Raw genomic sequence first — 25,230 nt, forward strand, 5'->3', positions numbered from 1 at the left:
CATTGACACGCTGCACCCCAATACAACCGGCGCCGGCTACCTCGTGCAGCCGCCGATCGCCACCCTCACCGCCAACGTCTGGTAACCTCACGCCCCATCATCATCTGTACGTGCCGGCAGGCGGAGTTTGCCGCCTGTCGGCACGTACAGCATCAATCAGTGAGCGAAGTTTTTCCTGTGGCCGGTATCATTCGATTGCCTGAATAGAACTATCTCGACGCCGCGCTGAACGCTCTGCACTGGAACCCGTACTATCAACGCGGCTACCAGCGAGATGCCAAATAGAGCGGCAGCAAGAGGGCTTGAGCAGACCACGCACAATGTGAAAAGGCGAACAAAAGCGTGAATGTCCTTTTCATTTGCGCGCGCGCCTGGCAACGAAGGGGATTTTTTACCTGTTGCGAAATTTCTGACCGAAAAAGGGAAGACAGCCGCTGCTAAGATCCACCCTACACGCGTGCTGTAGGAGTGATTGATCGCAAAATTAACCAGGCGCCTGTCGGCTTCGATGAGGTCTGCGCGACCAAGAAGGTCTTTGGCTCGCACCAGGAGTTCCAGCCGTGACGGCTCAAGCACAGCCACAAGGCGGATCTTCACGTAAAAATATGCGATTACGAAGAAGGTCGCCGTCAGCATTACCACGTAAGCCGAACTCATTTTCTACCTCGCTTCCATTTGTGGGCGGGTCTACGCCTCACTCCCTTAACGATCAATTTTTCTTTTTGTTTCTCAAAGCGTGCGCGGCTCCTGCGCACAACTGTATCGTGATAGTACATGATGGCAGCAATAAGCAGCATCATTATGACTATAAACGGCCAGTGCGCGCGCAGCAGGAACAGTAAGTAGCCCAAGGCCAAGCCGAGAAAGCCATGAGCCCCGCGCAACATCGGATCTGACGATGCCTCTGGCATCTCCACGATTCCGGCAATTGTGCCGCATAGCAACAGAAACCAAAGGAGCGCGTTCCAAGCTAAGCGCAGCACCTGCCGAAGATAATGAAAGTAGCGCAATTTTCAACCCAGCCCACCCCGAACTGGCGCCTACATCACATCACAAATACGATATTGCAATAGCAAGCTTAACCGAAGCTTACAGAATTATTGTGATTAATTATTGCCTTCTTTTGGCTAATACTGATTAGGAGTATCATTTTAACGCCGGCAGCGATGGGAAGACTACTGCCGGCGCTGTGGTCAGATCTCGCAGAATGCGTCCAGCGCGAAGCGATCGGCCACGATGCGGCCGGCATTGGCGCGCGGGTGGACATAGGTTTCCAGAAAGACAGACGAGCTGCGCCAATCGCCGGCCGCCATCGCGGTGCGCACATCCATTCCCAGCTCAATTGCTCTCGTCGCAAAGGTATGCCGGCCGCAGGTGTGCGGTGGTTTATGCGGGATGCCGGCGCGCTCGCAGACCGCCCTGATGCGTTCGTTGACGCTGTGGCGGCTGGTATAGCGGAAAACCCTGTCTTGCGCCTTGGCGGCGCCTCTGAGGTCGCGCAGGCGGCCGGCGAGTTCATCGGTCAGGTATCGCATCGAGTTGGTGGATGTCTTGGTTTTGAGGAGTAGGGCGGTGCGTGCCGTCAGGTCTACCTCTGACCAGCAAAGGGCGACAGCCTCGCTGATGCGGGCGCCGGTCTGCGCCATGAACAGCACGATGGCCGACAGGTGCTGCAGCTCGTCCTTGTCGGCCTGGCGCGCGAATGTGTGCAGCCAGACAGGCGAGGCGGGCTTCGGCCGATTGGGTCGCTCGGCCCGGAAACGCTTGACGCGGATAAGCGGGCACCAGCCGCGTTCATAGCCATGCATCAGCACCGCGCGAGCCGGCGTGATGGCCTGGCGATTGCGGGTGGCGTTGCTGTGAGCCGGATAGACGGCCTCCGCCATGGCCCTGATGTCGAAGGGATAGATTGAGGCCAGTGGCCTCCCTTCGAAGTAAGTGAGGATCGGCGCAAGATAGCGCGCCTCGCCACCGCTTGCGAGGTAGCTTTGGGCCGCCTGGCCGAATGTGACCGGTGGGCCGGCATGGGAATTTCTGCCATCGTTGTTGATGACGTAACGATTGCTCGATACATCTGCATAAGCCATCTGACACGTTCCTTGTGTTGGGCTGGTTAGAGCCCGCCGGCTGCTCCAACAGCTGACGGGCTCGCTCAATTTATGTGCGCGATCGCAATCCTCCAAGGCTTTATGCCGGCGAGTTGATGCAAGGGTTAACGCCGGGCGAGACGTCGCAATCCCCCATTTTTGTTATGCTTTAGCTTGCGGATTTCCCGCCTGCCATATTTTGCAATGCCTTAGAAAGTGGAGCCAATGGCCGGAGACGATGAGATGCAACTGCCGAAACGTGCTGCCAAACTCGAATGGGATTTGAATACGGCCATCTCTCTCATCACGCTCGGGAGCATGTGCGTCGGCGGGTTGACGCTCTGGATCAACAATAACCGGGATGTCGCAGATCTGGCCGCATGGCGTGACGGTCACGAGGCATTGCACAAGGAACGCCTGGCTGAGGTGAAGGGCATCGAGGCGAGCTTCAACGAACGCCTGAAGGCCGGGGAAGTCAGGGATAACGACTTTGACCGTAAGCTCGACAACCTCACCTATCGTGTCACCGTCGCCGAACAATCAGCCGTCTCCATCACCTCCTCGATCAAGGATCTGCAGGCCGGGCAGAACAAGCAGGCGGCCGACATCCAGGTAGTGAAGGAAATCCTGCAGCGGATGGAAGCGGCGCAGCGCCGGGGGACGCCGTGACCGTGTCGCCGTGTTAGTTTAGCAGGATCAGCTGATCGTCCGGAAGAGGGCGCTGGAGTGCTTTGGCTTCCTGCCATGGCGCGGTGAGCCAGGTTTCGATCTCTTCGGCGTCTCTCAGGATCACCGGCATGGCTTTCTGGTGGATCGGCGCGACGACGCCGTTCGGCTCTGTCGTCAGAAATGCGAACAGGTCTGCCTTGATCAGCCCCTCCTTGACCTTCCGAACACTTTCCCATTGCGGCGTCCAAAAGCCGGCGAAGAACATCAGCGGCTGATCCGGCCCGCCGGCAAACCAGGCATTCGGCGTCCGGCTGCCGTCAACCTTGCTCGCCGGATCCGGTTCTGCAAACCGGGTGAGGGGCACGAGGCACCGGCTTTCGACCCCCAACCATCGCTTCCAATGCCGGCTGTCAGTATTGCGGATATTCGTTGTGCCGCCGTCTGGTTCCATTTTCAGGAGGTGATCGAAATCAACCTCCTTGCCTTTGGCCCGCAGCTTTCCAGCGCGCACCGCCGCGGCACTGAAGAGTGCCTTTTGAGAAGAGGGCATGCCCCAACGCACCATGGCCAGCTCGCGCGCGCCATTATTGTTCCTGACGATCGGAGCCAGATAATCCGGGTAGAGATCGAGAGACGGCGGCAGGTTCCCAATCCGGTCCAGCGCCTTCGTCAAGGCCCGAATAGCGTCCTGATTGGTTGAGACATTATAGAGATTGCACATTCCTGCCGCTTCTCCGTTATGAACTATGTGCTGATATGGCAAACGATATGGGGGCATGCGGATGCTTGCCATACTGACGATTGCCGGATGTTTGGCAATAACACTTTCCTAAGTTCCAACCGGACTGCGGACCAGGTAGCCAAACATGAGACGCGCCTGCTTTGCTGCGCATGTCTTGCACTTCATCCTTCCTTCTATATCCCTGATCGAACTGTGGTGGAGGGTTTCAGGGATACCATCGCGCTCGAAGTCCACTATCGCCCCGCACGCAAGACACTCGATGACAGCCATGTTGTGGCGTGGGATGGTATTCAGGGTAGGGTTCTGCCACTCGATCGGCACGAAGCGGCGACCGCCTGGAAGGTCATAGGCCTTGGGCATGGGTACTCCTTTCGGAGACCGGCCGCATTCGGTCTGAGGGTGGATTAGCCCGCCGCAATCGAGCTGCATCCGAGTTGCCAGCCTTGCCATCGGCCGTCAAGTTGCTAATGCTGTTTCGCACTGGCTATGGCAGACAATCTTATGTGTGGTGAGGGGGCGGACAAAAATTGCATAACGAATTCAACTGACGCAAAAATCCCCACACCTCACGCTATTTTTGTTGATTTTCCTGTGGAAAATGGGATTAGTCGCATTCCTGCAGGGGTCGCCATATCTCAGGCTGAATTTGAAGCGCGCGACGTCCGCGCTTCGTGCCGTAGCAGCGGCGTTTGCCCGCGTAACGCAAGATCTTTTCCACCGGCAAAACCCCTCCTGTCACCGCGCCGAACACGGATGGCGGCGCCCGGATCAAACTTCAGGTGTCATCATGACGGAACGGAAAATCCCGGTCGCGATCTTTGCAGCGGTCTCTCAAAACAATGTCATCGGGCGCGATGGCGACATGCCGTGGAAACTGTCGACGGATCTCAAGCGCTTCAAGGCGATGACGCTCGGCAAGCCGATGGTGCTGGGGCGCAAGACGCTGGAAAGTTTCGGCGGAAAGCCCCTGCCGGGGCGCCCGCATGTGGTGGTGACACGCAATCCGTCGTTCATCGTCGATGGCGCCGATGTGGTCACCTCCCTGGATGCGGGGCTTCAGAAGGCAAGAGCGATCGCTGCGGCAAGCGGTGCCGAAGAAATCGGCGTGATCGGCGGTGGCGAAATCTATGCGCAGGCGATTGACCAGGCCGACCGCCTCTATATCACCCATGTCGAAACGGTGATCGCAGACGGCGACACCTTCTTTCCAGTGATCGACCCGCAGTCTTTCGACAAGGTGGAGGAAACCGTCGTGCCGGCCGGCGAGAAGGACAGTTTCCCCACCCGATTTGCCATCTATCATCGTCGAACTGCGGCAAACTGAAACATTTCGTTACCTAACACCCGGATGTGAGCCCGCCGTGCGTTGAAAGCGACCCATCGCATCCCTATAACGGGTCATAACCCGACTGCCGCATTTTTGACGCGGTTTTCAAGCGGGGCGGGAGTGACACGAACAAAGAGGTTTTGATGCCCTGGAGCAATCAGAATGGCGGCGGTCCCTGGGGGGGCGGCGGCGGCAATAATCAAGGGCCCTGGGGTCAAGGTCCGAACCGACCGCGCGGCGGCAATGGCGGTGGCGGAAATGGCGGCCCGCCGGATCTGGAGGACATCATCCGCCGCAGCCAGGATCGCCTGCGTGGCCTCATCCCCGGCGGCTTCAACGGCGGCGCCTTTCTGATCGTTTTTCTGATCATTCTCGCCTTTGTCGGCATCCAGTCGATCTATACGGTGCAGCCGGACGAGCGCGGCGTTGAACTGCGCTTCGGCAAGCCGAAGGAAGAAATCTCCGGTCCCGGCCTGCATTTCCATTTCTGGCCGGTCGAAACCGTCGAGATCGTCAAGGTCACCGAGCAGCAGCAGAATATCGGGGGACGCGGCCTTGCCAATTCCACCGAAGGCCTGATGCTGTCGGGCGATCAGAACATCGTCAACGTGCAGTTCTCGGTGCTCTTTACCGTCAACGATCCGCGCGCCTATCTGTTCAATCTTGAAAGCCCGGCGGCAACGCTTCAGCAGGTGGCCGAAAGCGCCATGCGCGAAGTGGTCGGCCGTCGTCCCGCCCAGGATATTTTCCGCGATAACCGCGAGGAAATCTCCACCCAGGTGCGCGACATCATCCAGGGCACCATGGATACCTACGGCTCCGGCATCGCCATCAACGCGGTTCCGATCGAGGATGCCGCACCGCCGCGCGAAGTGGCCGATGCGTTCGAAGAAGTGCAGCGCGCCGAGCAGGATGAGGACCGTTTCGTCGAGGAAGCCAACCAGTATGCCAACCAGAAGCTTGGTCAGGCACGCGGTCAGGCAGCCCAGGTGCGCGAAGAAGCCTCCGCCTACAAGGATCGCGTCGTCAACGAGGCGACCGGTGAGGCGCAGCGCTTCATCTCGATCTACAACCAGTATGTGAACGCCCCGGAAGTGACGCGCGAGCGCATCTTCCTGGAAACGATGGAGAACGTTCTGAAGAACGCCAACAAGATCATCGTGGAGGAAAAGCAGGGTGTCGTGCCCTATCTGCCGCTGACCGAACTGATGCGCCAGAACAATGCCGCCACGCCGGCCCAGGGAGGCAACCCATGAGTTCGAACCGTCTCCCAATCTTCATCATCGGCCTCGGCGTCATCCTGTTTCTCGTCTATTCCTCGGTCTTCGTCGTCAACGAGCGCCAGCAGGCGATTGTCGTGCGCTTCGGCCAGATCCAGGACGTAAAGACGCAGCCCGGCATCTACTTCAAGCTGCCGCTCGCCTTCATGGATGCCGACCGCGTCCAGTATATCGAGGACCGGGCGTTGCGCTTCGACCTCGACAATATCCGCGTGCAGGTGCGCGGCGGTGCCTTCTACGAAGTGGACGCCTTCGTGGTCTACAAGATCACCGATGCCCGCCGTTTCCGCGAAACCGTCTCGGGGGATCGCGAATCGGCCGAATCGCGCCTGCGCACCCGTCTCGATGCAGCCCTTCGCCGGGTCTATGGTCTGAGGAACTTCTCCTCGGCTCTTTCCGACGAGCGCTCGTCGATGATGCAGGAAGTGCGTGCCGACCTGCAGAATGCAGCCGAATCGCTCGGTCTCAATGTCAGCGACGTGCGCATCCGCCGCACCGACCTGACGCGGGAAGTGTCGCAGCAGACCTATCAGCGCATGAAGGCTGAGCGTCTCGCCGAAGCCGAACTGATCCGTGCCCGGGGTAACGAGCAGGGCCAGCGTCGCCGCGCCATCGCCGATCGTCAGGTCGTCGAACTGGTGTCGGAAGCGGAACGCGATTCGGAAATCCTGCGCGGTGAAGGCGATGCCGAACGCAACCGCATCTTTGCTGAAGCCTTCTCGCGCGATCCGGGCTTCTTCGAGTTCTATCGCTCGATGCGGGCCTATGTGTCTGCCCTTGGCGACAAGAGCACGACCATGGTGCTGAGCCCCAACACGCAGTTCTTCCGCTATTTCAACCAGAGCAGCGCGCAGGCGGGTGGACCCGGGCCGACCGCAGGTCCGGCGGTTCCCGCAGCCCCGGCTGCAGGTGCTCCGGCCACACCCGCCACGCCTGCGGCACCGGCCAATTGAGGTGGCAGGCCCGGTATCGGGCCGCTACGTCCCTGACGTTGATAAGGGGTGGCTGCGGCCGCCCCTTTTCCGTGGAGCAATCGATTGCATCCACCTCTGCGGGAAGTCTCACGTAAAAGGCAATTCCCACCGCCCTCTTTCCGCCGTATGGTTTTGGCGAAGTGCCACCCTTTAAACCCTCAAGGATGCCTGATGGTGAACTCCCTTCGATCGTCGCTGCGACAATCCCTGGCGGCCGTGATGGCGCTGACGCTCATCGGACCCTCTTTCGCTGCGCCGGCCATGGCGCAGGCAACGATCGCGGCGGGGCCTTCCGCCAAGGCGCAGGGCGGTCCTGCGTCGGTGGCGGATCTTGCCGAAGGTCTCCTCGATGCGGTGGTCAACATATCCACCTCGCAGAGCGTCAAGGGAGACGGTGCAGGTGCCGGCCCGCAGCCGGTCATTCCGGAAGGCTCGCCTTTCCAGGAATTCTTCAACGATTTCTTCGACGGCAAGGACAAGAAGGACGGCAACCGCAAGGTCAATTCGCTGGGCTCCGGCTTCGTCATCGATGCCTCGGGCTATGTGGTGACCAACAACCACGTCATCGAGGGCGCCGATGATATCGAGGTGATTTTCCCGAACGGCAGCAAGCTCAAGGCACGGCTTGTCGGCACCGACACCAAGACTGACCTGTCGGTTCTGAAGGTGGAGCCGAAGGCGCCACTCAAATTCGTCCGCTTCGGCGATTCCAAGACGATGCGCATCGGCGACTGGGTCATGGCGATCGGCAATCCCTTCGGGCTCGGCGGGTCGGTCACCGTCGGCATCATTTCGGCGCGCGGCCGCAACATCAATGCCGGGCCCTACGACAACTTCATCCAGACGGACGCGGCGATCAACAAGGGCAATTCCGGCGGGCCGCTGTTCAACATGAAGGGCGAGGTGATCGGCATCAACACGGCCATTATCTCGCCGAGCGGCGGTTCGATCGGCATCGGCTTTGCCGTGCCGACGGAGCTTGCCCAGAACATCGTGCAGCAGTTGATCGACTTCGGCGAAACCCGCCGCGGCTGGCTTGGCGTGCGCATCCAGCCGGTGACCGACGATATCGCGGAAAGCCTTGGCCTGGATACGGCGCGCGGCGCACTGATTTCCGGCGTCATCAAGGATGGCCCGGTCGACAAGGGCGTGCTGAAGGCGGGCGACGTGATCCTGACCTTCGACGGCAAGCCGGTGAAGGAAATGCGCGACCTGCCGCTGGCGGTCGCCGAAAGTCCTGTCGGCAAGGAAGTCGACGTGCAGGTTCTGCGCGACGGCAAGGAGCAGACGGTGAAGGTGACGCTCGGGCGGCTGGAAGACAGCCCCGAAGCGGATGCCGACGATGACAAGCCGGCTGTTGCACAAGGCAAGGGCGGCGAAACCCAGGACCAGGCACGGCCTGAGGATCCGGCCGAAGTGCTCGGCATGACGCTCACCATGCTGGACGAGGTGCGCCACAAGAATTTCGGCATTGCCGACAGTGTCGAAGGCGTCGTCATCACCGATGTCGCCGCCGGCTCGGTGGCTGCCGAAAAGGGACTGAAGGCCGGCGAGGTGATTGTCGAAGTCGGCCAGGATTTTGTCGCCACGCCCGGCGATGTCACGTCTCGCATCGAGGAGTTGAAGGGCGAGGGGCGGCGCAATGCCCATATGATGGTGGCCGGTGCCAGTGGCGAACTGCGCTTCGTGGCGCTGCCGCTGGAGTGAGTGGCGGCTGAATGACAGCAACGGCAGGGATCAGCGCCCTGCCGTCTCCTTTGTGACCGCATAGGTGACATGTCGCTTCAGATGCGGGTAGGTGTCGGGCACGCGCGGGCTGTCGAAGTCGAGCTCAGGGCAAGGCGTCATGCCGATACGCCGCATGACGGCCGTCGAGCGGTGATTGTCGGCAACCGCAAAGGAAATGATGGTCTCGAGCCCCCTGATGTTCAGCCCGTAATCAAGGAGGGCCCTTGCCGCCTCGGTGATGTAGCCATTGCCCCAGAAGCGCGTGGCAAGCCGCCAGCCGATCTCGATGGTTTCGATCGGGAAGATGCCGGCCATGTTGGCCGGCGCCAGGCCGCAAAAGCCCATGGCCTCGCCGGTTTCCTTCAGTTCCACGGCGTAAAAGCCCAGTCCGTCCTCCCGGATCATGGCATTGACGCGGTCAAACAGCAGATCCGCTTCCGCGTGGCTGCGGCGAAAAGGAAAGAATTCCATTACCTTGGGGTCTGAATTGATCTCGCGAAACAGGTCGCGGTCAGCCTCCAGCCAGTTGCGCAAGCGAAGCCGCGGCGTCTCCAGAATGACGATGGTCTCCTGCGCGTCGGTCATGGTGTGACGAATTCGTGTTTGCGGTAGCCCTGGATGTAGAGGAGGGCGGAAAGATCCGAATGGTCGATGCGGATCTTTGCCTCTGCTGCCACCGCCGGCTTGGCGTGGAGGGCAACGCCGGAGCCTGCAAGGCCGATCATGCCGAGATCGTTTGCGCCGTCGCCGACGGCCATCGCCTCAGCCGTCGAGATCTGAAGCGTCGTGCAGATATCCTGAAGAGCATCCACCTTGGCCTGCTTGCCGAGAATCGGCTCGGCCACTTCGCCGGTCAGCACGCCGTCCTTCTCGATGAGAATATTGGCGCGGTTCTCATCAAAGCCCAGCGTCTTTGCAATGCGGCTGGTGAAGACGGTGAAGCCGCCGGAGACGAGCGCGGTGTAAAATCCCTTGGCGCGCATGGTGGCAATCAGTGCCGGGCCGCCGGAGGTGAGCGTGATGCGCTTTTCGATCACCTCGTCCACCACGCCGATCGGCAGACCCTTCAACAGGGCGACCCGTTCGCGAAGGGCCGGTTCGAAGGCGATCTCGCCGTTCATGGCGCGCGCGGTGATCGCCGAAACCTTCTCCTTCAGGCCCACGACATCGGCCAGTTCGTCGATGCATTCCTGGCCGATCATGGTGGAATCCATGTCGGCGATCAGCAGTTTCTTGCGGCGTGTTTCGACATCCTGCACGACCACATCGACCGGCAGCGTGCCGATGGCGGCGCGAAGGCGCGCCTCGCTGTCGCGGGCTTCCGCCTCGTTGCGCAGCGCGACATCGCAGGCAATTCCATCCGCCAGCCAGTAGAGGCCGGCGGCGTTGACGGCTTCGGCAGCCCTTTCTCCCAGCACTCCGTCGAGAACGGGATTTGACGGATGGGCGATGAGCGTGGCAACGAGAGCCATGATGAAAAACCTTCGGGACAATTGCGAGGCTATCCTGATAACCGGGCCGACGGCGGGCGGCAAGTCGGCCCTGGCGCTTGATCTGGCGACACGGCATGGCGGGGTGGTGATCAATGCCGACAGCATGCAGGTCTACGATACCCTGCAGGTGCTGACCGCACGCCCGTCTGCTGCGGAAACGGCGGACCTGCCGCATCTGCTCTACGGCCATGTGCCGGCAACCGCCGCCTATTCCACCGGCGAATGGCTGCGCGATGTGTCTACACTCCTTGTCACCTTGCGTAAGGACGGGCGCCTGCCGGTGTTCGTCGGCGGCACCGGGCTTTATTTCAAGGCGCTGACCGGCGGCCTTTCCGACATGCCGGACATTCCGGGCGAGATCCGCGACCGCCTGCGTGCGCGTCTCGTGGAGGAGGGGCCGGAGCTGTTGCATGGCGAGCTTCAGCGGTCCGATCCGGCCATGGCCGCGCGGCTTTCCGCCAGCGATGGTCAGCGCATCGTGCGCGCCCTGGAGGTGGTGACCGCAACAGGCCAGTCGATTGCGGTCTTTCAGGAGCGCAAGGGTCCCGTCATCATCGATCCCGGTCGCGCCGAAAAGATCGTTGTTCTGCCGGATCGAAGCGCATTGCACCGGCGCATCAACCAGCGTTTCGAGATCATGCTGGAAACCGGCGCCGTCGATGAAGTCCGCGCGCTTCTGGCTCTTCAGCCGCCGGTCGATGCGCCGGTTCTGAAGGCGATCGGCGTGGCCGAGATCGCGGGGCTCATCGCCGGCACCATGACCCGCGAACAGGTCATCGAGCGCGGCTCGGCGCTCACGCGCCAATATGCCAAGCGCCAGATGACCTGGTTTCGCAACCAGATGGACGACAGCTGGCTAAGGTTCGACCCTCTGGCGTAAGGCCGCCTCGATCCGCGCGAGGACCGGCTGTTTCCGTCCCGGTCGTCGCGGCGGGGTCAGTCGTTGCTGTAATAGCCCGGCAGGCCACGGCGAACGAGGCGGGTATCAGCGGCGGAGGCTGAAGGGCGAGCACCGGGCAGCATGTCCGGATGATAAGGTTCGAGCGGGCGGTCCGGTGAACCCTCCGGCATGCGGGCAAAGCCTGCGGCTTTATCCTGCCGGCGGTCTTCTTCCTCCCGCTGCAGAACGCTGGACTGGAAGTCTGCGATATCCGTTGCGGATTCTGTTGCGCGCATGCGGGCAATGACGCCGCGAAGGTCCACGGTATCGGGTGTCCTGTCGCTGTGGCTGTCGGCCGTCGCGCGGGCCTGCGGCAGGATGTGGTCGGGCACCCGGGCAAATTTCATCCGCATCGGCACGCTGATCGCCTCGCCGAAGGCAATCGCCTCGCCATTGCCGATGGCCGAGAGAAAGCTTGTCGTTGACGTGGCCGAATCGGGAAGCGCCGAGCGGATGATCTCCTGGTCCCGTTCATTGGCCAGCCGCATGGCAAAGACGGTGGAACACTGCGACAGGATTGTCTGGTCGAGTTCGCCGGGGCGCTGCGTGATGATGCCGAGCGAGACGCCGTATTTGCGGCCCTCCTTGGCAATGCGGGCAATGGCCTGGCGCGTCGGCAGGAAACCCAGTTCGCGGTCGGCGGGCACATAGCGATGGGCTTCCTCGCACACCACCAGCATATGAATGCCGCCATCCCCCAGAGCGCCAGTTCGAACGCCATGCGGCAAAGGATGGAGGCAACCGAATTCACCACTTCGGCGGGAATGCCGGCCAGTTGGAAGGTGGAAATCGGCCGGCCATCGCCCGGAATGCGGAACACATGCGCGATGGTCTTGAGGATGGTGTCGTTGATCGTGTTGGTGGAAAAGAGAAAGCGATAGCGCGGATCGCCGATGGCCGACAGAAGGCGCACCTTGAGGGCCCGCAGCGCCGGCTTTTCCCCGCGCCCGTCGAGCCGGCCCATCCGCTCGTCGATCAGAGCCAGCAGATCGGCCATGCGGTAGGGCACCGGCGTGTCGCAGGTGAGCGTGCCCTTGTCGATGGCGCGCCTTGCAGAGCCCGTCTGGCTGCCGCGAAAGGCGCGCTTGGCTTCCGGGATGAGATCACGCAGGACATCCAGCTCTTCCGGCACCGGCGGGCGGCCGCGAAACACCACTTCGGCAAACTCTTCAAGCCGCATCAGCCAGAAAGGCAGGTCCAGCGTATCGGTGTCGATGACCACGGCCTTGTCGGGGAAGGCGGCGGCAAATTCGTTGTGCGGATCAAGGATCAGCACCCGAAGCTTCGGGTCTGCCTCGATTGCCTTGTGGAGGAGAAGCGAGACGGCGGTCGACTTGCCGACGCCGGTCGAGCCGACGATGGCAAAGTGCTTGGACAGCATCGAGGGAATATGGATTGTGGCGTCGATGGCCTCGTCCTGCGTCAGCGTGCCGATCACGCAGCTGCCAGCCTCTCCGGCATCATAAATGCGCTTCAGATCATTGGCGCGAATGCGGTGGGCAATGGCGCCAAGATGCGGGTAGCGGGAAATGCCGGTGGAAAAGCGCTCCGCGCCATCATCATCCACGCGCACTTCGCCCAGAAGCTCCACCTCGACACGGAATTCGTTGCGGCGGTTTTCGCCCCATCCGCCGGCACCCGTTGCCATCGAATAGGTGAGTGCCACCACGCGGTTGCGTCCGACGCTGATAGAGATCAGGCGCCCGACCGACCAGAGCTCGGTGAGCTCCGTCGAACCGGCATCCTCCATGGCGGCAATGGTGGCATGGGCGCCCGTGCAGGCAACCACCCGTCCGAGAAACCGGTTTCCGGGCGTCAGGCCGTCACGGCGGTCTGCGTGGCTGACGCCCTGCGGGCTCTGGTGATCGTCATGGCGCAAGGATGCGAGCCTTCCTGGGCATATCGTGGCGAAGGAGAAAGGTGGAGGCCGCGAGGCGGCAGTCCGGCCCTTCCCGGGCGCAGGATAGGGGCCGGGGCTTTAACAGGAGGTTGCGCCGCCATCCCGTTTCCTGCCGGTTTTGCGAGCGGATGCCGGTCAAGGCCGATGTTTTCTTGCGCATCTGCGTTGACGGGCGGCAATTTTATGGCTAACAGTTCAGCCCATGATCGTATCGAACGCACTTATCGTGGTGGGAAGGCGCATGGGCAGGATGGTGTAACCATCCGGCGATAGCCACCCATGCGCTACCGAAGGCTCCTCCAGGGGGCCTTTTTTTATGCCTTCAATCAGGCCCCAAGGCCTCGTTTCACACACAAGAGATAACGGACCAGGACATGACGGGTACAGCAGACAATCGGATGACAGGGGCGGAAATCGTTCTGAAAGCCCTGAAGGATAACGGCGTGGAGCATCTGTTCGGCTATCCGGGCGGCGCCGTTCTGCCGATCTATGACGAAATCTTCCAGCAGGACGAGATCAAGCACATCCTCGTGCGTCACGAACAGGGCGCCGGCCATGCCGCCGAAGGTTATGCCCGTGCCACCGGCAAGGTCGGCGTCATGCTCGTCACCTCCGGTCCGGGTGCCACCAATGCGGTGACGCCGCTGCAGGATGCCCTGATGGACAGCATTCCGCTCGTCTGCCTCACCGGCCAGGTTCCGACCACGCTGATCGGCTCCGACGCCTTCCAGGAATGCGACACCGTCGGCATCACGCGCCCCTGCACCAAGCACAACTGGCTGGTCAAGGACGTCAACGAACTGGCAGCTACCATTCATGAAGCCTTCCGCATCGCCCAGACCGGCCGTCCCGGCCCGGTTGTCGTCGATATTCCGAAGGACGTGCAGTTTGCCACCGGCACCTATACGCCGAAGACGAACCATGTGCCGCAGAAGAGCTATCGGCCGCATGTCGATGCCGACCTCAATGCCGTTCGCGCCGCCGTCGAACTGATGGCATCCGCCCGTCGCCCGGTTCTTTATACCGGCGGTGGCGTCATCAATTCCGGTCCGGAAGCGTCGCGCCTGCTGCGCGAACTGGTCGAGCTGTCGGGCTTCCCGATCACCTCGACGCTGATGGGGCTCGGCGCCTATCCGGCGTCAGGTGAACATTGGCTCGGCATGCTCGGCATGCACGGCTCCTACGAGGCCAATATGGCCATGCATGATTGCGACGTCATGGTCTGCATCGGCGCACGCTTCGACGACCGCATCACGGGCCGCCTCAACGCGTTCTCGCCGAATTCGCGCAAGGTCCATATCGACATCGACCCGTCCTCGATCAACAAGAACGTCCGCGTCGATATCCCGATCGTCGGCGATGTCGGCCGCGTTCTGGAAAACATGGTTCGTCTGTGGCGGGCGCTGCCGACGAAGCCGGCGCCGGAGCAGACGGCCGAATGGCGTGCCAGCATCAAGGCTTGGCGGGCCCGCAATTCCTTCGCCTACACCAATTCCAGCGATGTCATCATGCCGCAATATGCCATCCAGCGTCTCTACGAGGCGTCGAAGGGGCGCGATACTTACATCACCACGGAAGTCGGCCAGCACCAGATGTGGGCAGCGCAGTTCTTCGGCTTCGAGGCACCCAACCACTGGCTGACCTCGGGCGGTCTCGGCACGATGGGCTACGGCCTGCCGGCGGCGATCGGCGCGCAGGTGGCGCATCCGGAAGCATTGGTCATCGACATCGCCGGCGATGCCTCCATCCAGATGTGCATCCAGGAAATGTCCTGCGCCATCCAGCATAACCTGCCGGTCAAGATCTTCATCCTGAACAACCAGTACATGGGCATGGTGCGCCAGTGGCAGCAGCTGCTGCACGGCAACCGTCTGTCCAATTCCTATACGGAAGCCATGCCTGACTTCGTCAAGCTGGCCGAAGCCTATGGCGCCACCGGCATCTATTGCGACGATCCGAAGGAACTGGACGATAAGATTGCCCAGATGATCGCCGTGGACGGCCCGGTGATCTTCGATTGCCGCGTTGCCAATCTCGCCAACTGCTTCCCGATGATCCCCTCGGGTAAGGCCCATAACGAAATGTTGCTGCCGGACGAGGCGACGGACGAAGCCGTCGCCACCGCCATCGATGCCAAGGGCCGTCAGCTCGTCTGATCAGCCGCCAGAGGGACAAGAAGGATCACATCCATGAACGCACACCTACAACCCACCGGCTCGGCTTACTTCATCGCGCCGGAGACCTCGCTTCAGGAGCGCCACACGCTGTCCGTGCTCGTCACCAACGAGCCGGGCGTCTTGGCCCGCGTCATCGGCCTGTTCTCAGGCCGCGGCTACAATATCGAAAGCCTGACGGTGTCGGAGACGGAGCATGAGGCGCATCTGTCGCGCATCACCATCGTCACCAATGGTACGCCCGGCGTGCTGGAGCAGATCAAGGCGCAGCTGGAGCGTATCGTACCCGTCCACCGTGTTGTGGACTTGACGGTACGCGCCGGCCAGCTGGGTCAGGAGCGCCCGATCGAGCGGGAAGTGGCGCTGGTCAAGATCGCCGGCACCGGCGAGGACCGTGCCGAGACGCTGCGTCTGGCCGATGCCTTCCACGCCAAGGTGGTCGATGCGACGGTGTCGCATTTCATCTTCGAGATCACCGGAAAGTCTTCCAAGATCGACCAGTTCGTGGCGATCATGAAGCCGCTCGGCCTCATCGAGGTGTGCCGCACCGGCATTGCCGCGATGAACCGCGGCCCGCAGGGCATGTGATTTCCGTTGAAGAACAGGTCTCCGATTTTCTATCGGAGACCTTTTAGATTCAAGGCGTTACGCGGGTTTCCGGGCAAGGAGAGTCCGGAACTTCAGACGGTGATTCAAGCCGTCAGAGCATGTCGAGCGGCTGCTTTTTTGCAGGCGGCGCAAAGGCGCGGTCCAGCACGGCCCAATCCTCGTCGCTGATATCGAGATCGATGGCGCTGAGATTTTCCTCGACACGGGACGGCGTGCCGGTTTTCGGAATGGCGATCATCTGCTCGCGCTCCAGCACGAAGGCGAGCGCCACCTGCGCCGGTGTCGCCTGATAGGCCTTGGCAATCCGGATCAGCTCGGGATGCGTGAGCAGGCGGCCCTGTTCGATGGGGGAATAGGCCATCACGGCCACGCCGCGCTCCTGGCACCAGGGCAGGAGATCGTATTCGATGCCGCGCCGGGAGAGGTTGTAGAGCACCTGGTTTGCCGCGCAGTCTTGTCCGCCCGGCACCGCCATCAGTTCCTCCATGTCGTCCACGTCGAAATTGGAGACGCCCCAGGCGCCGATGCGACCATCCGCCTGCAAGGCCTGAAGGCCGGCGACGGTGTCTGCCAGCGGATGCTGGCCCCGCCAATGAAGGAGGTAAAGGTCGAGCCTGTCGGTTGCGAGCCGCTTAAGGCTGCGGGTGCAGGCCTCGATCACGCCCTCACGGCTGGCATGGTGCGGATAGACCTTGCTGACGAGAAATACCTCCTCACGGCGCCCGGCGATCGCCTCGCCGACAAGCTCTTCGGAGGCGCCGTCGCCATACATTTCCGCCGTATCGATGAGTGTCATGCCGCGGTCGATTGCGGTCTGCAGGCTTTTGATCTCGGATGCGCGCTTGCGTCGGTCCTCGCCCATCATCCATGTGCCGATGCCAAGCGCCGGCACGGTGGCGCCGCCTTTCAGGGTGACGGTCGGCATTTCGGCGTGCATGGCAATCTCCTGTGGCGGCTCTCTTTGTTCCCGACGGCATAGCGCCTGACATTGGCACAGTACGCCATCAGCAGATAGGCACTTGAGGAGGCCGGTCAACCACATCCATCGAAACTAGTCGGTCCGGTGTGCTGCAGCGCCGGTCGCCCCCTCCGGCTGGCAAGGGGCGATGGCGGCGCTGTGGGTTCGGATCAGTTGAATGATTTTGGCCGATCGCGGCAGTCTTCGTCATCTTCGCGGCCGGGCACCCCAACGATGTGACGGTCATTGAACAAGGCCGGATGCTGCAGCGCCTCATTCCGCAGCTCATTGGAAAATTCCTGGGCAGGGTTCGGCATGACGATGCCCGGCGCCGGCTCAACGCTGACATGACCTACGGGAATGGCCGGCGGATGAGCGTCATAGGTCGCCTGGAAGTTGGCGAAACCGGCCAGGAGCGATGTGTCTCCTAAATTCGGAATCGGACCTTGTGTGTCCATGCGAAGTGCGCACTTGAACTGCTGGGGTGCGTTGAAGATTGCCTGAAGGGTCTTGTTGAACGATAGCGTCGGGTTAAATGCCATGCGCGCCGTGCGAAGATCCAGTGCACCCTGATTGTCCGTCAGAAGGCCGCGATAGATATATTCAGCCGCTGCAGGATAGGGTGTCATGGCACCCAATGACGCGATGATGGCGGTCGCAAAGACCGGCATCGAAAACCGCTGGAAAAATTTCAAGGCAAGGTAGCGGCCGAGCGTCCGCAAATCCGTGAGGTCGTTGATCATGACGATTCTTTCTTCGTTGAATGAAGGTTGGACGGGGAGGAGTGAAGTCATGGGAATTCCGTCTGCCGGCGGAATCTCCGTGCTTGTTGATGGTGAGTGATCAGTGCCCAGTGCCCAGTGCTCGCGATGCGGATTGCACCGGATTGCAGGAAAGGCTTGCGCGCGTCGCCCGCGGCTGTCGCGGATGCTGCCGCCATAGAGGTGGCAAGAAGCGCCGCAGGAAGGCTTGGAACTGCGTCAGGCCAGCTGCGCGGCTTCCAGGAGAATGATGTAGTTCCCGTTCGACAGCAGCAGCCCCATCAGGGTCAGCCCCGCCACCTCATCGGTGAGTACCCAGTTGCTGCCGTTATACATCAGCGTCGTCTGGTGAAGGATGTTGGTGCCTGGGACGGAGAGGGTGAGCGGGAAAATCACCGTCATGCTGGGGATGTCCCACGGGAACGAGATCGCGGCACCGCCCGCAAGCGGCACCATCAGCTGGGCAACGACCTGTCCATTGGTCTGCTGCGCGCCGGTCCAGACCTGGTTCTGGCTGTCGGAGATATTGGCGAGATTGAAAGTGATCGTCGGCATCGGAGTGTCCTTTGGGGGAAATGGTGAAGGCAAAATTGCGATGTGCGGGCATGCGTCGGCTCTCGCCGACGGGATGTCAGTTCTTGATAGAAGGGTTGAAGCGTCGCTGAGTGTCAGGGCAGCAATGCTGCCGGAGCCGCTCGCAGGATATTGTCCGGCCCCATGACGACGCCCAGGCTTGGGCTGGTTGGGCTGAACTCGACCATCAGGCTGTTGGTAACGCTTGCCGAATCGATTGTTTCGCCGGCCATGTATCCACCGAACATCACCCAGTAGCGGTTCTGGTGCGGGATGAAGGTGGTGGTGATATTGGCGTTGAAATTGACCGTATAGACCGGCGCACCGCCGATCGCGACGCCGAGATGCACGGGGTAGTCGAAGATGGCGGAGAGCTGGCGGATCGTCATCGTCCCCTGCGGCCCGCCGGTGCGAAGGTTCTGGAAGGTCGGAGCCCCGTAGATGTCGGAGGTCAGGTCGATCAGGTTTTCCCGGTCCGGATTAGCCGCCACCTGCTGGCAGGCATTGAAGTAGGAGCGGTTGCGATAGATGCCCCTTTCGCCCCAGATGAAACTCATCTCGGTGTCCCAGGAAAAAGCAAGCCTGGTCCCAGGTGCGGCAGGCCGTGCCATCCAGGCAAGGCTGATCACATGCTGGCTGCCCTCACTCTGAGGCGGCACCTGATAGATGGCGAAGTTGCCATGCAGTTTGGACATGTTGGTACAGGTCAGGCGGTAGTCGGTCATGGCAACCTCGCGGATCTGCTGGAAGACGGGCGCCAAGGCGCCCGCCGACGGGGAAGGATCAGGAAACGGTGATGATGTTGTCAAGGCCGAGGACGGCGGTGCGCGAGGTAAGCGCCCCGCCATACGTCACCTCGATGGCGCCCGTCACATCCTCGATGTCGATCACGTCGCCGGTTTCGAAATTGCCGAAGATCACCCAGTAATTCGGGTGCGGCGTGAAGACGGCCGTCATGTTCGGCTGAGCCTGGACTGCAAAGGTGCCGGAGCCTGCCATGCCGATGCCGACCGAGGTCTGGTTGGGCACCACGTTGGACAGCTGCTGGATGGTCAGCGAGCCGAGGGCGCCGGCCGAACTCGGGTTGGCAAAGGTGGTTGCGCCATAGGCGTCCTGCTTCAGCTGGATCAGGTTCTGGGCATTCGGATCGGCCGGCACGACCTGCGAGGCGTCGAAGTTGATGCCGGGCTTCAGGATGCCGGTTTCAGACCAGGTGAAGCTGTAGGCGAGGTCCCAGGAAAAGGTGACGCGGGTACTGGGCGCCGTGGGGCGTGCAAACCAGGCCAGCGAAAAGACATTGCCGGGCATGGTGGACGGCGGCGCCTTCTGGAAGACGGCAAAGCTGCCGGAGATCTGCGAATTGTTGACGCAAGTGAGAGAATAGATGGTCATGAACGTACCTTCCGGTTCTTGTGTGTTCGCCTCGAAGTGATGGAGGAGCCGGTGCCCATGGGGTGCGGCAGGCACCGGCTCCATCCCTTCCGTCTGGTGTGGGCGGAAAAACCAGCGGAGAGGGATCTGGATGGACCGCCGGGCAAGCCAGCGGCGCGTCGGGTCAGAGGTGCCGCGGCGGGCTTCCCTTTGGTGTGCAGAGCGCTTGCGCCGAGGAGGCCCGCGGGGCAGGGAACGGCATAGCCTGGGCCTCTCCGGAAGCACGTGGGCCGGTGGCTCTCTGATCGTTCATGGCGGGCCTCCTCTCGTTCGGGAGGTGCAGCGCTCTGGTCGTCGCCGGCTCCTCCATCTCTCTGTTGCAACAAGATATAGATGCAACTTTCACGGTTGTCATTGTCTTAACGTTCGCAAAAGTTGTATTTGCGTGTCAGCTCAACTTCAATCATGGGATGTATTGACTCGGGAGCAGATTTCGGAGAGCCAGGCGGCGAGCAAGGCTATTCCTTCGGAGGGAGGCCGCGACGGCTGCAGGCTTTCCAGCGTGCCGGCACGGGCTGCCTGCCGTATTGCGCGGGGCGAGCGGCCATAGGTGGCGCGGAACAGCCGGCTGAAATGGGCCTCGTCCGAAAAGCCGAGCGCATAGGCGATTTCGCCGATGCGCCGGTGCTGCTCGGCCGGATCTGTGAGCGCAATCATGCACCGACGCAGACGACGGTTGCGGATATAGGTTTCCACGCCGCCGGCGCGCGCAAAGATCCGGTAGAGCTGGCTGCGGGAAATGGCGAACTGCCGCGCCAGGCCGGCGGGGGTAAGGGTATCGCTCCGCAGGTTGTCCTCGATGTAGCGGCGTATCCGCCGGGCAAGCGTCGCCTCCCGGACCGCAGAGACAGCCGGTGGGCCAAGCGTGGCTTCGATGAGCCGCAGCAGCGCGGAGCTTATGGGATGGATCTCATGCCGTCCGGCGCCGGCCATGGTGTCTGCCAGCGTTTTCAGGAGGTTGCCGGTAAGTTTTGCAGCCGTGACTTGAGCCGGATAGATGCGTGGGGTTCCCCAGCCGCCGTCAAGCGATGGCAGATGGCAGCGCGGCACGATCATGTGGATCATGTGCGCGCCCACCGTGCAGAGATCCGTCGCCAGGGCAAGGTCGAGGACGATCATATCCCTCGGGCGCAGCCGCATCCACCTGTCCTGCCAAAGCGCCGCGCGCCCTTGGACCAGGACCGAGACGATGACGGCATCCATATCGTCGACTTCTGCCTTCTCCTGACTGCGCCGATAGCGCCCGTCGGCGAGATGCTCGTCGAGAAGCAGGAAGGCTTCGCCGTGATAGGCAGTTCCGTGCGCCATCTCCTCGCGCGGTCGGAGCCTGTTGGTGCGGTGGAAATCAAAGGCAAGCATCAGGCCGCTTTCGCAGGAGCAGGCGCGAGGTATGTCAGACAGGGTGCGGCCCAATGGGATGGGCGCGGGCATGCCAGAGGCGGTGGCAGGGAGCGGTATCAAATTCTGATTGTGTGACATTTGCACCTCCAGGTTGTGTCTGGAGGCAAAATTGCGAGTACAATTCTAGGTTTTCAACTGACGATTTTTTTATTTTTTAGGTTGTATTCCGGAGTGCTGGTACGGTTGTGGATGAGGGAATGCGCCAGGCACATCGCAGAGATCGGCTCCATCGATCGGGAGGTATCACCTGCCTCTTCGTTGCCGGATGCAAACGCGCACTTGAACGTGGCACACAATCTGTTCCATGGTCACCGGCAGGCGGATGCAAGGACCACGACGATGCACAGCGACCACGATCACCACGATCATGACCATGATCACGACAATCACTACAGCGACATGCAGGCGCGGGTTCTGGCGCTGGAAACGGTTCTGACGGAAAAGGGGCTGATCGACCCGTTGGCGCTTGATGCGATCGTCGATACCTACGAGACGAAGATCGGTCCGCGCAACGGCGCGAAGGTGGTGGCCAAAGCCTGGGCCGACCAGGCCTTTTCCGAATGGCTCGCCACCGATGCGACGTCCGCCATTGCAAGCCTTGGCTATACCGGTCGCCAGGGCGAACATATGCGCGCTGTCTTCAACACGGAAGAGACGCACAATCTCGTCGTCTGTACGCTGTGCTCCTGCTATCCCTGGTCCGTGCTTGGGCTTCCGCCGGTGTGGTACAAGGCGCCGGCCTACCGCGCCAAGGCGGTCATGGATCCGCGTGGCGTGCTCTTCGACTTCGGCGTCGCCTTGCCGCAGGACAAGAAGGTCCGCGTGTGGGATTCCACCGCCGAGCTCCGCTATCTCGTGGTGCCTCAGCGCCCCGAAGGGACGGAAGGCTGGAGCGAAGAACGGCTGGCGGAACTTGTCACCCGCGACAGTATGATTGGCACCGGTCTTGCCCGCGGCGCCGGCGAGGTGGCGGCATGAACGGCCCGCATGATCTGGGTGGCCAGATGGGCCACGGCCCGGTGCGACCGGAAACGGACGAGCCCTATTTTCACGGCGACTGGGAAAAGCGCGCCTTGGGCGTCACGCTCGCCTGCGGGGCTTTTGGCGCCTGGACCATCGATGAGAGTCGGCACGCACGGGAAAATATTGCGCCCGCGGCGTACCTGTCGGCAAGCTATTACGAAATCTGGATCCGCGCGCTGGAAGTGCTGCTCAAGCGTCACCGCTTCGTGACGGAGGCGGAGCTTGCGGCGGGCCACAGCCTTGGCCCCGGCGCCACACCCCGCCGGGTGCTGGAGGCCGCAATGGTGCCGTCCGTGCTGGCGAAGGGTGGACCCTGCGACCGGCCTGCAGAGAGTGCGCCTGTCTTCGTCGTCGGCCAGCGCGTGCGCACGCGCAATATCCACACCCTCGGCCATACCCGTCTGCCGCGCTATGCCCGCGCAAAGACCGGGGTCATCGAGGCGGTGCAGGGATTTTTCGTCTACCCCGACGACAATGCCCATGGCCGCGGCGAAAACCCGCAATGGGTCTATACCGTGGTGTTCGACGGTCGCGAGATCTGGGGCGATGGAAGCGACCCGACGCTCACCGTCTCCATCGATGCCTGGGAGAGCTATCTTGAGCCCGTGTGAAATCGTGTCGCCGCTGGCCGGCTCTCCGGGCCTTCCCGTCTCGCCTGAGGGCGCACCGGTGTTTGCCGAGCCATGGCAGGCCAAGGCCTTTGCGCTGACCGTCCTTCTTCACGAGCGCGGCGTCTTCTCCTGGGCGGAATGGGCAGAGCATCTGTCGCGCGAGGTAAAGCGGCCGGAGCGGGCCGCCGACGGCGCGGATTATTTCGACGCCTGGGTGGCGGCGCTGTCCCACCTCTTGGCCGAGAAGGGGGTGGCCGAGGAGGGGCAGGTGCTCGCCCTGCAGCACAGCTGGCAACGCGCAGCAGAGGCAACGCCGCATGGCAGTCCGATCGTGCTCAGCAATGATCCGCAGCATTTGCCCGACGCGGGATGGCGGGGCGGCGTGTAAATATCCGGTATTTTGTCCTGCTGGATGTGGTCGGGAAGAGTTGCATCCTGTAATTTCAAATAGACTTCTCGTTGATTGAATGTTGATGTAGATAAAAAGGGTACGTTCGGTTTATTCGCACCTGGGGGACAAGGTGAGCGCGAATACAGAAGAGCCGGGACATTCTGATTATATCCTTGGGGGCTATCTGATCCTGGCCCCACTTCTTTTTACCGGGCTGCTGGTCGTTGCCTGGCCGATTGCAATTTCTGAACCAAAGCCCGCCTGGCAGATGTTTTTTGGGCCGCTTGCGCCTGCCGCCGCAAAGCCGACCGGTGTTACCAATCTCCTTGGGGTGAGAAGCAGCGAAGTGATCGTCCTGCTTCTTGTTGCCGTCTCCGGCGCGCTGGGTGGGGCGCTTAACTCCGCCTACAAATTCGCCATTCACAAAGGGCTCGGCCAGTTCAATCAGAACTGGATCTGGTGGTATGTGATGCATCCCGTCTTTGGCATGGTGCTGGGCCTGCTGATGGGGCTGCTATTGCAGGCGGGGCTGCTGACGCTTGCACCACAGGCGGGCGAACAGGCCTCGGCTCCGCTTAATCCGGCAGCCCTTGCCGCTATTGCCGGGCTGACCGGCATGTTCGCCCGCAAAGGCATCGCCAAGCTCGACGAGTTGTTCGACACGATCCTCAAGGCGCCGAAAGTGCAGGATGCGATGGATGCCAAAACGCCGGTGATCGACAAGCTCGATCCGGCCGAGACGCAGACAGGCGCCACGAAGGCAGAGGTCGTCGTCATTGGCCGCTATTTCGATCCCAAGGCCATCGTCAAGGTCAATGGCACGGCCTGCGACGCGGCGGCCGATGGTGATGGACGCCTGAAGATCGCGTTGCCGGCTGATGTGCTGCAGGGACCCGCGACGCTTCAAGTCACCGTCATCAATCCGGGCGATGCCGGGCTGGAGTCCAAGCCTGCCACATTCGAGGTGAAGTAGCGATCAGCGCGGTGTTTCAGGTTGCTATTCTGTTCCGAATCCTTGAATGAAGGGTCATGCAGTTCGCACCGCAACAGGATGAGGCCCTGAAGGCCGTTTCGAAATGGCTGAAGGATGGCCGTAGCCAGGTCTTCCGCCTGTTCGGCTATGCCGGAACCGGCAAGACGACGCTTGCGAAGCATTTTGCCGAAAATGTCGATGGCGAGGTGCTGTTTGCCGCCTTTACCGGCAAGGCGGCACAGGTGCTGCGCTCGCGCGGCGCCACCAATGCCCGCACCATCCACTCGCTGATCTACCGCCCGCGCGGCGAGGAGGCGGTGGAAGACGAGGAAACCGGCAAGACATCGGTCTCGCCGATGTTTTCCATCAATCGCCAGAGCCCGCTTGCCAAGGCCGCCCTCATCGTCATCGACGAATGCTCGATGGTGGACGAGCAGCTTGGCAAGGACCTGATGAGCTTTGGCACACCGATCCTGGTGCTCGGCGATCCCGGCCAGCTGCCGCCCGTTTCCGGCGGCGGTTTCTTCACCGAGCAGGAGCCGGACTATCTTTTGACCGAGATTCATCGGCAGGCCCGCGACAACCCGATCATCCAGCTTGCTATGCAGGTGCGCGAAGGCCGCGAGATCATGCATGGCGATTACGGAACCGCCCAGGTGATCTCGCGCAATGATGTCAACCAGGCGCTGGTTCTGGAGGCCGATCAGGTGCTTGTCGGCACCAACAAGACGCGCCGGCGCTATAACCAGCGGCTGCGGGAGCTCAAGGGTTTCAGCCTGCCGCATCCGCAATCCGGCGACAAGCTGGTCTGCCTGCGCAACGATCCGGCCAAAGGCCTGCTCAACGGCTCGCTGTGGCAGGTGATGAGCTCGTCGCGCGAAACCGTCAAGCCCGGCATCAATCTGATGATCCGCCCGGAAGACGACGACATGAACCGCGGTGCGGCCAAGATCAAGCTGTTGAAACAGGCCTTTGAGGAGGAGGGGGAGATCCCCTGGACCACCCGCAAGCGCTATGACGAGTTCGACTTCGGCTACGCGCTGACCGTCCACAAGGCGCAGGGTTCGCAGTGGAACAATGTCGTCTTGTTCGACGAAAGCTGGGCCTTTCGCGACAGCCGCGAGCGCTGGCTCTATACGGCGATCACCCGGGCCGCCGAAACCATCACCATCGTCCGGTAATCTG

25 protein-coding genes and 1 pseudogene are annotated in these 25,230 nt (G+C 61.7%); 13 read left to right on the top strand and 13 right to left on the bottom strand.

Going from position 1 to position 25,230, the window contains the following annotated elements; translation table 11 throughout:
• Window positions 1-156: 156 nt before the first annotated feature.
• The 3 genes from ACEXP3_RS13670 to ACEXP3_RS13680 form a co-directional block, all read right to left on the bottom strand.
• Window positions 157-657, bottom strand: coding sequence for a hypothetical protein (locus tag ACEXP3_RS13670; protein WP_377297787.1), 501 nt, complete (start codon window positions 655-657; stop codon window positions 157-159).
• Entirely contained in the window at window positions 654-1,010 is a 357-nt protein-coding gene (locus ACEXP3_RS13675) for a hypothetical protein (RefSeq protein WP_377297789.1), read from the bottom strand. Before ACEXP3_RS13675 ends, ACEXP3_RS13670 begins: the two co-directional genes overlap by 4 nt.
• A 183-nt stretch (window positions 1,011-1,193) precedes the next feature.
• Entirely contained in the window at window positions 1,194-2,087 is an 894-nt protein-coding gene (locus ACEXP3_RS13680; RefSeq protein ID WP_377297791.1) for a tyrosine-type recombinase/integrase, read from the bottom strand.
• A 243-nt stretch (window positions 2,088-2,330) separates the two neighbouring features.
• Here ACEXP3_RS13680 and ACEXP3_RS13685 point away from each other — a divergent pair, with 243 nt between their 5' ends.
• A complete protein-coding gene (locus tag ACEXP3_RS13685; protein WP_377297792.1) occupies window positions 2,331-2,756 on the top strand; it encodes a hypothetical protein in 426 nt (141 codons plus the stop codon).
• Window positions 2,757-2,769: 13 nt separating this feature from the next.
• Here the strand turns inward: ACEXP3_RS13685 and ACEXP3_RS13690 are convergent, their stop codons facing one another.
• A complete protein-coding gene (locus ACEXP3_RS13690; RefSeq protein ID WP_377297794.1) occupies window positions 2,770-3,477 on the bottom strand; it encodes an SOS response-associated peptidase in 708 nt (235 codons plus the stop codon).
• An 808-nt stretch (window positions 3,478-4,285) separates the two neighbouring features.
• Between ACEXP3_RS13690 and ACEXP3_RS13695 the strand changes: the two genes are divergently transcribed.
• The 4 genes from ACEXP3_RS13695 to ACEXP3_RS13710 all read left to right on the top strand — a co-directional run bounded on the left by ACEXP3_RS13695 (window position 4,286) and on the right by ACEXP3_RS13710 (window position 8,786).
• Window positions 4,286-4,822: a dihydrofolate reductase gene (locus ACEXP3_RS13695; protein ID WP_377297796.1), complete on the top strand. Its 537-nt coding sequence runs from the start codon at window positions 4,286-4,288 to the stop codon at window positions 4,820-4,822.
• Window positions 4,823-4,968: 146 nt separating this feature from the next.
• The gene (gene hflK / locus ACEXP3_RS13700; protein ID WP_377297798.1) at window positions 4,969-6,081 is read left to right on the top strand and encodes an FtsH protease activity modulator HflK; all 1,113 of its coding nucleotides are present in this window, start codon (window positions 4,969-4,971) and stop codon (window positions 6,079-6,081) included.
• Window positions 6,078-7,058: a protease modulator HflC gene (hflC, locus tag ACEXP3_RS13705; protein WP_377297800.1), complete on the top strand. Its 981-nt coding sequence runs from the start codon at window positions 6,078-6,080 to the stop codon at window positions 7,056-7,058. Before hflK ends, hflC begins: the two co-directional genes overlap by 4 nt.
• Window positions 7,059-7,250: 192 nt before the next feature.
• Window positions 7,251-8,786: a DegQ family serine endoprotease gene (locus ACEXP3_RS13710; protein WP_377297802.1), complete on the top strand. Its 1,536-nt coding sequence runs from the start codon at window positions 7,251-7,253 to the stop codon at window positions 8,784-8,786.
• Window positions 8,787-8,816: 30 nt separating this feature from the next.
• On the opposite strand, the gene ACEXP3_RS13715 is transcribed toward ACEXP3_RS13710, so the two are convergent.
• Both ACEXP3_RS13715 and serB read right to left on the bottom strand, forming a co-directional pair.
• The gene (locus tag ACEXP3_RS13715) at window positions 8,817-9,371 is read right to left on the bottom strand and encodes a GNAT family N-acetyltransferase (RefSeq protein ID WP_377297992.1); all 555 of its coding nucleotides are present in this window, start codon (window positions 9,369-9,371) and stop codon (window positions 8,817-8,819) included.
• A gap of 17 nt (window positions 9,372-9,388) precedes the next feature.
• Window positions 9,389-10,279: a phosphoserine phosphatase SerB gene (gene serB, locus ACEXP3_RS13720; protein ID WP_377297804.1), complete on the bottom strand. Its 891-nt coding sequence runs from the start codon at window positions 10,277-10,279 to the stop codon at window positions 9,389-9,391.
• Here serB and miaA point away from each other — a divergent pair.
• Window positions 10,278-11,180, top strand: coding sequence for a tRNA (adenosine(37)-N6)-dimethylallyltransferase MiaA (miaA, locus tag ACEXP3_RS13725; RefSeq protein WP_377297993.1), 903 nt, complete (start codon window positions 10,278-10,280; stop codon window positions 11,178-11,180). The two genes, serB and miaA, sit on opposite strands and share 2 nt — an antisense overlap.
• Window positions 11,181-11,314: 134 nt before the next feature.
• Here miaA and ACEXP3_RS13730 read toward each other — a convergent pair.
• Window positions 11,315-13,119: pseudogene (locus tag ACEXP3_RS13730) on the bottom strand (ATP-binding protein); the annotation flags it as partial.
• 395 nt (window positions 13,120-13,514) lie between these two features.
• On the opposite strand from ACEXP3_RS13730, the gene ACEXP3_RS13735 reads away from it, so the two are divergent.
• Together ACEXP3_RS13735 and ilvN are read left to right on the top strand one after the other, a co-directional pair.
• On the top strand, window positions 13,515-15,296 hold the full coding sequence (locus ACEXP3_RS13735; protein WP_377297806.1) for an acetolactate synthase 3 large subunit: 1,782 nt from the start codon (window positions 13,515-13,517) through the stop codon (window positions 15,294-15,296).
• 33 nt (window positions 15,297-15,329) lie between these two features.
• A complete protein-coding gene (gene ilvN, locus ACEXP3_RS13740) occupies window positions 15,330-15,902 on the top strand; it encodes an acetolactate synthase small subunit (RefSeq protein ID WP_377297808.1) in 573 nt (190 codons plus the stop codon).
• A 112-nt stretch (window positions 15,903-16,014) separates the two neighbouring features.
• On the opposite strand, the gene ACEXP3_RS13745 is transcribed toward ilvN, so the two are convergent.
• The 6 genes from ACEXP3_RS13745 to ACEXP3_RS13770 all read right to left on the bottom strand — a co-directional run bounded on the left by ACEXP3_RS13745 (window position 16,015) and on the right by ACEXP3_RS13770 (window position 21,005).
• Window positions 16,015-16,860: an aldo/keto reductase gene (locus ACEXP3_RS13745; RefSeq protein WP_377297810.1), complete on the bottom strand. Its 846-nt coding sequence runs from the start codon at window positions 16,858-16,860 to the stop codon at window positions 16,015-16,017.
• Between the two features lie 191 nt (window positions 16,861-17,051).
• Window positions 17,052-17,624 (bottom strand): hypothetical protein, encoded by a 573-nt coding sequence (locus ACEXP3_RS13750; RefSeq protein ID WP_377297811.1) that lies wholly within the window; start codon window positions 17,622-17,624, stop codon window positions 17,052-17,054.
• A 237-nt stretch (window positions 17,625-17,861) separates the two neighbouring features.
• Window positions 17,862-18,197 (bottom strand): hypothetical protein, encoded by a 336-nt coding sequence (locus ACEXP3_RS13755; RefSeq protein WP_210104741.1) that lies wholly within the window; start codon window positions 18,195-18,197, stop codon window positions 17,862-17,864.
• Between the two features lie 113 nt (window positions 18,198-18,310).
• Window positions 18,311-18,976 (bottom strand): RhiA family protein, encoded by a 666-nt coding sequence (locus tag ACEXP3_RS13760; protein WP_210104742.1) that lies wholly within the window; start codon window positions 18,974-18,976, stop codon window positions 18,311-18,313.
• Between the two features lie 22 nt (window positions 18,977-18,998).
• Window positions 18,999-19,607, bottom strand: a complete 609-nt coding sequence (locus ACEXP3_RS13765) for a RhiA family protein (RefSeq protein WP_377297812.1) — start codon at window positions 19,605-19,607, stop codon at window positions 18,999-19,001.
• A gap of 438 nt (window positions 19,608-20,045) precedes the next feature.
• Window positions 20,046-21,005 carry a helix-turn-helix domain-containing protein gene (locus ACEXP3_RS13770; protein WP_377297813.1) on the bottom strand — a complete coding sequence of 320 codons (960 nt, stop codon included), beginning with the start codon at window positions 21,003-21,005 and terminating at the stop codon, window positions 20,046-20,048.
• A 381-nt stretch (window positions 21,006-21,386) separates the two neighbouring features.
• On the opposite strand from ACEXP3_RS13770, the gene nthA reads away from it, so the two are divergent.
• The 5 genes from nthA to ACEXP3_RS13795 all read left to right on the top strand — a co-directional run bounded on the left by nthA (window position 21,387) and on the right by ACEXP3_RS13795 (window position 25,226).
• On the top strand, window positions 21,387-22,025 hold the full coding sequence (gene nthA, locus ACEXP3_RS13775) for a nitrile hydratase subunit alpha (RefSeq protein ID WP_377297814.1): 639 nt from the start codon (window positions 21,387-21,389) through the stop codon (window positions 22,023-22,025).
• The gene (gene nthB, locus ACEXP3_RS13780) at window positions 22,022-22,681 is read left to right on the top strand and encodes a nitrile hydratase subunit beta (RefSeq protein ID WP_377297815.1); all 660 of its coding nucleotides are present in this window, start codon (window positions 22,022-22,024) and stop codon (window positions 22,679-22,681) included. Before nthA ends, nthB begins: the two co-directional genes overlap by 4 nt.
• The gene (locus tag ACEXP3_RS13785; RefSeq protein ID WP_377297816.1) at window positions 22,668-23,069 is read left to right on the top strand and encodes a nitrile hydratase accessory protein; all 402 of its coding nucleotides are present in this window, start codon (window positions 22,668-22,670) and stop codon (window positions 23,067-23,069) included. Before nthB ends, ACEXP3_RS13785 begins: the two co-directional genes overlap by 14 nt.
• Before the next feature lie 133 nt (window positions 23,070-23,202).
• Complete coding sequence (locus ACEXP3_RS13790) at window positions 23,203-24,045, top strand: choice-of-anchor Z repeating domain-containing protein (protein ID WP_377297817.1); 843 nt, start codon at window positions 23,203-23,205, stop codon at window positions 24,043-24,045.
• A 56-nt stretch (window positions 24,046-24,101) separates the two neighbouring features.
• A complete protein-coding gene (locus ACEXP3_RS13795) occupies window positions 24,102-25,226 on the top strand; it encodes an ATP-dependent DNA helicase (RefSeq protein ID WP_377297818.1) in 1,125 nt (374 codons plus the stop codon).
• Window positions 25,227-25,230: the final 4 nt, after the last annotated feature.

This window comes from Neorhizobium fuzhouense (assembly GCF_042611105.1).
Taxonomy (GTDB): domain Bacteria; phylum Pseudomonadota; class Alphaproteobacteria; order Rhizobiales; family Rhizobiaceae; genus Neorhizobium; species Neorhizobium galegae_A.